Below are 5060 nucleotides of genomic sequence, written 5' to 3' on the forward strand. Positions count from 1 at the left end.
GGACCGGCGCGGATCACGTCTCCCGGAGGGGGTGCGGGGCGCGGACGCGCCGGCCACTGCGGGCGGCCACCCCCGCCCCGTCCCCTTCCCGCCGTGGGCGGCATACCCGCCGCCACGGCCTCCGTCCCCGCCCCCCTGCGCTCCCCGCACCCCCGGCCCTGCGGGCAGCCGCTGCTGCGGGCAGTCGCTCCCGCGTGCCACCGCTGCCGCGGGCCTCCGCTCTTGCGGGCCCCCGCCACCGCTCCCGCGAACAGCCGCATGTCGCCGCCGGCCGCGGTCAGTCGTGTCTCCCCCAGTGCCTCATGGGCCTGGGAAGTGCCCCTCAGGGCGATGGGGGTACCTCCCGCTCGAGCGCAGCCGAGATCGGGGGAGGGCGGGCCGGGGGTGACCCCTCCGGGGGAGGCGCCCCGCAGGCGCCGGGCCGCGCGAACACCCCCGCCCCACACCCACGCGGGGCACCCCGCAAAGCGCCGGAGTGCGTCGGCCCAGGTCGCGTCGACGTGCCGCACCTCGTGAAGCGGGCCGCGTCTACAGGCGGCCGAGGACCTGCGCCAGCAGGGAGCCCATCCGGGTGGCGGAGTCCCGGCCCGCCTGGAGGACCTCCTCGTGATTGAGCGGCTCGCCCGTCATCCCCGCGGCCAGGTTGGTGACCAGGGAGATGCCCAGAATCTCCGCCCCCGCCTCACGGGCGGCGATGGCCTCGAGAACCGTCGACATGCCGACCAGGTCCGCCCCGATCACCCGGGCCATCCGGATCTCCGCCGGAGTCTCGTAGTGGGGGCCGGGGAACTGCGCGTAGACCCCCTCCTCCAGCGTGGGGTCGATCTCCTTGCACAGTGCCCGCAGGCGGGGCGAGTAGAGATCGGTGAGGTCGACGAAGTTGGCACCGACGATCGGCGAGGTCGCCGTGAGGTTGATGTGGTCGCTGATCAGGACCGGCTGACCGGGGCGCATGCCCGCACGCAGACCTCCGCAGCCGTTCGTCAGGACGATCGTCTTCGCCCCCGCGGCCACGGCCGTACGGACCCCGTGGGCCACCGCGGCGACCCCGCGTCCCTCGTAGTAGTGCGTACGGCCCAGGAACACCAGGGCCCGCTTCGCGCCGATGGCGTACGAGCGGATCTTGCCACCGTGGCCCTCCACCGCCGGCGGCGGGAAACCGGGCAGCTCGGTGACCTGGAACTCGGCCTCGGGCACGCCGAGGGCGTCCACCGCCGGGGCCCAGCCGGAGCCCATCACGAGGGCGACGTCGTGGGTCTCGGCGCCGGTGAGTTCGCGCAGGCGCGCGGCGGCGGCGTCGGCTGCGGCGTACGGGTCGCCCTGGATGTCGTCCGGAAGAAGAGAAGCGTTCACGCGATGAGGGTAGCCGGTATTCGCCTACGCGCGTAGATGTCGGAGCCGACGGGTTGGCGATCGTTGTCTTGTCGTTTCCCGCGAGGAGGCGTCAGCAGGGACGCTTGCGGAGCTCCATCACATAGTCGTGGGGCGCGCCCGCGGACTCGGCCGCGTCGGCGATCTCGCCCAGGTAGCGGGCCGAGGGAAGGCCGCCCTCGTAACTGTCGAGGACGTAGGTCCAGGCCGGCTCCTCGCCGTCCAGGGTGTGCACGCGCACCCTGATGCGGCGGTAGAGGTCCAGGCCGCCCGCGCCCTCCCAGCGGTCCAGGGACTCCTCGTCCATCGGGGCGATGTCGTAGAGGGAGACGAAGACCGCCGAGATCGGGTCCTCGACCAGCGTGGCCAGCGCGCCCTCCCCGCCCATGAGCTCGCCTCCGAACGTCAGTCTCCACCCGTTCAGCCAGCCGGTGGCGCGCAGCGGCGAGTGCGGGGCGCGGCGGGACATCAGCCGCGCGTCGAGATGGGCGGCGTACGCGGCGTAGAGCGACATGGGGGAAGGGTACGGCAGCGGGAACGGGCGCCACCTTCGGTAACGGGGGAGCCACGGCTGAGGCCCCCGGGCGGTCGCACGGTGAAGCGTGCGGGACAATGGAGTACGTGACTCGGATCGTGATCATCGGTGGCGGACCCGGCGGATACGAAGCGGCGCTGGTCGCCGCACAGCTCGGCGCGGAGGTGACCGTCGTCGACTGCGACGGCCTGGGCGGGGCGTCGGTGCTCACCGACTGCGTGCCGTCCAAGACCCTGATCGCCACGGCCGAGGTGATGACCACCTTCGACTCCTCGTACGAGGAACTGGGCATCATCGTCGCCGACGACACCCCGCCCATGGAACAGGCCGCCCGGGTGGTGGGTGTGGACCTGGGCAAGGTCAACCGGCGGGTGAAGCGGCTCGCACTGGCCCAGTCGCACGACATCACCGCCTCGGTGACCCGGGCCGGCGCGCGGGTGCTGCGCGGGCGGGGCCGGCTGGAGGGCATGCAGGCCCTCGACGGGTCGCGGAAGGTCGTGGTGCGTGCCGCGGACGGGACCGAGGAGACGCTCACCGCGGACGCCGTACTGATCGCGACCGGCGGGCACCCGCGCGAGCTGCCGGACGCCCGCCCCGACGGCGAGCGGATCCTGAACTGGACCCAGGTGTACGACCTGAACGAGCTCCCCGAGGAGCTCATCGTGGTCGGATCCGGTGTCACGGGCGCCGAGTTCGCCGGTGCCTACCAGGCGCTGGGGTCGAAGGTGACGCTCGTCTCCTCGCGCGACCGGGTACTGCCGGGTGAGGACCCGGACGCGGCCGCCGTGCTGGAGGACGTCTTCCGCCGTCGCGGGATGAACGTCATGGCGCGTTCGCGGGCCGAGTCCGCGAAGCGGGTCGGGGACCGGGTGGAGGTGACGCTCGCCGACGGCCGCGTCATCACCGGCTCGCACTGTCTGATGGCCGTGGGCGCCATTCCGAACTCCGAGGGCATGGGTCTGGAGGAGGCCGGGGTCAGGCTGCGGGAGTCGGGCCACATCTGGACCGACAAGGTGTCGAGGACGACGGCTCCCGGCGTCTACGCCGCGGGTGACGTCACCGGTGTCTTCGCGCTCGCCTCGGTGGCGGCGATGCAGGGCCGTATCGCCATGTACCACTTCCTGGGCGACGCGGTGGCCCCGCTGAACCTGAAGACGGTCTCGTCGAACGTCTTCACCGACCCCGAGATCGCCACCGTCGGCTACTCCCAGGCCGACGTCGACGCCGGCAAGATCGACGCCCGCGTGGTGAAGCTGCCGCTGCTGCGCAACCCGCGCGCGAAGATGCAGGGCATCCGCGACGGCTTCGTCAAGATCTTCTGCCGCCCGGGCACCGGCATCGTGGTGGGCGGCGTGGTCGTCGCGCCGCGCGCCTCGGAACTCATCCACCCCATCTCGATCGCGGTCGACAACAATCTGACGGTGGAACAGATCGCGAACGCCTTCACGGTCTACCCCTCGCTGTCGGGCTCGATCGCCGAGGTGGCACGGCAGTTGCACACGCGGAAGGCGGGCGTGGAGGCCTGACGGCCGGAAACGGCGGCCCTATACCACTTGGTGCGGGGCAGTGCGAACAACTTCTGCTATTCAGCGCAAACTGCTGAAAGCAGACGGTCGTCGGCGTTACTGTCAGTTTCGTGTTCGCTGCAGAACGTCGCCAATTGATCCTCGAAATGGTGCGAGCGAACGGGGCCGTGTCGCTCCGTGAGCTCGCCCGCGTCGTCCAGACCTCCGAAGTGACCGTACGGCGGGACGTGCGCGCGCTGGAGGCAGAAGGACTCCTCGACCGCCGGCACGGCGGTGCGGTACTGCCGGGCGGTTTTACGCGAGAGTCCGGTTTTCCGCAGAAATCACATCTCGCGACCGCCGAGAAGACCGCCATCGCCGACCTCGCCGCGAATTTAGTGGAAGAGGGCGAGGCGATCGTGGTCGGCGCGGGTACCACCACGCAGGAGCTGGCCCGCCGGCTGGCCCGGGTGCCCGGCCTTACGGTCGTCACCAACTCCCTGCTGGTCGCCCAGGCGTTGGCCCACGCCAACCGGGTGGAGGTCGTGATGACCGGCGGTACGCTCCGCGGCTCGAACTACGCCCTTGTGGGCAGTGGTGCCGAGCAGTCCCTGCAGGGGTTGCGGGTGTCCCGGGCGTTCCTCTCCGGAAGCGGCCTCACCGCTGAGCGCGGGCTGTCCACGTCCAACATGCTGTCGGCGTCCGTCGACCGGGCGCTGGTGCAGGCCGCGGCGGAGGTGGTGGTCCTCGCGGACCACACCAAGCTCGGTACGGACACGATGTTCCAGACGGTGCCCACGGACCTGATCACCCGGCTTGTGACGGATGAGCCGGCCGGGCATGACGACCGGGCGGGGACCGAGTTGCAGGCGCTGGCCGATCAGGGTGTGCAGATCGCTGTCGCGGGGGCGGGGGGTGAGGGGGGCCCGGCGGGGCGTCAGCGCCGGGACGTCCCTCTTCCCGGGCCGCGGCGGCAAGGGGCCGGGCTGCGGACGGCTGTGGCGTTGGGGGCGGCGGAGTCGCCCCAGGGGGCCGGGGCCGAGCGGGGGCGGGTGGCGGACCTGCGGAGGCGCTGACGGTCTGCTCGGGGGTGCTTCGTGGGGCGCCCTGTGTCGTTGCTGCGAGGGCGGGGGAGGGTTTGCGCCGCCCCCGCGCTTGTGGGGTGCTCCGCGTTCGTGCGGGCCGGGGGTGCCCTTACGGCCCGGCGTGTTTGCGGGGTGCCCCGCGTGGGTGTGGGCCGGGGGTGTTCGCGCGGCCCGGCGCCTGCGGGATACCTCCCCCGGAGGGGTCACCCCCGGCCCACCCTCCACCACTCCCGACTGCGCTCGAGCGGGAGGTGCCCCATCGCCCTGAGGGGCACCTCCCAGGCCCTTGAGGCACTGGGGAGGCACGACTTGCCCACGGGAGCACCGGCATGCGGCGACTGTTCGCGGGAGCGGCTGCCCGCAGGAGCGGCTTGTCTGCGGCAGCGGTGGCACGCGGCAGCGGTTGCCCGCAGGGGCGGAGGCACGCGGATCGCAGGGGGGCGGGGACGGAGGCCGTGGCGGCGGGTATGCCGCGTACGGCGGGAAGGGGACGGGGCGGGGGTGGCCGCCCGCAGTGGCCGGCGCGTCCGCGCCCCGCACCCCCTCCGGGAGACGTGATCCGCG

General features: G+C 72.7%; 3 protein-coding genes and 1 pseudogene. 2 read left to right on the forward strand and 2 right to left on the reverse strand.

Annotated features, from left to right (window positions below; all coding sequences use genetic code 11):
* Positions 1–528 precede the first annotated feature (528 nt).
* Both ACH4VX_RS35505 and ACH4VX_RS35510 read right to left on the reverse strand, forming a co-directional pair.
* Positions 529–1353 (reverse strand): purine-nucleoside phosphorylase, encoded by an 825-nt coding sequence (locus tag ACH4VX_RS35505; protein ID WP_398373446.1) that lies wholly within the window; start codon positions 1351–1353, stop codon positions 529–531.
* A 91-nt stretch (positions 1354–1444) separates the two neighbouring features.
* Entirely contained in the window at positions 1445–1885 is a 441-nt protein-coding gene (locus ACH4VX_RS35510) for a gamma-glutamylcyclotransferase (protein WP_398373448.1), read from the reverse strand.
* A 74-nt stretch (positions 1886–1959) separates the two neighbouring features.
* Here ACH4VX_RS35510 and ACH4VX_RS35515 point away from each other — a divergent pair.
* Together ACH4VX_RS35515 and ACH4VX_RS35520 are read left to right on the forward strand one after the other, a co-directional pair.
* Positions 1960–3432: pseudogene (locus tag ACH4VX_RS35515) on the forward strand (NAD(P)H-quinone dehydrogenase); the annotation flags it as partial.
* Between the two features lie 110 nt (positions 3433–3542).
* On the forward strand, positions 3543–4487 hold the full coding sequence (locus tag ACH4VX_RS35520) for a DeoR/GlpR family DNA-binding transcription regulator (RefSeq protein ID WP_398373450.1): 945 nt from the start codon (positions 3543–3545) through the stop codon (positions 4485–4487).
* The last annotated feature ends 573 nt before the right edge of the window (positions 4488–5060 follow it).

It is taken from the genome of Streptomyces sp. NPDC020731 (assembly GCF_044334705.1).
Taxonomy (GTDB): Bacteria; Actinomycetota; Actinomycetes; order Streptomycetales; family Streptomycetaceae; genus Streptomyces.

Excerpts from the sequence above, each read along its gene's own strand:
- ACH4VX_RS35510 (WP_398373448.1), bottom strand. The coding sequence starts at position 1,885 with ATGTCGCTCTACGCCGCGTACGCCGCCCATCTCGACGCGCGGCTGATG.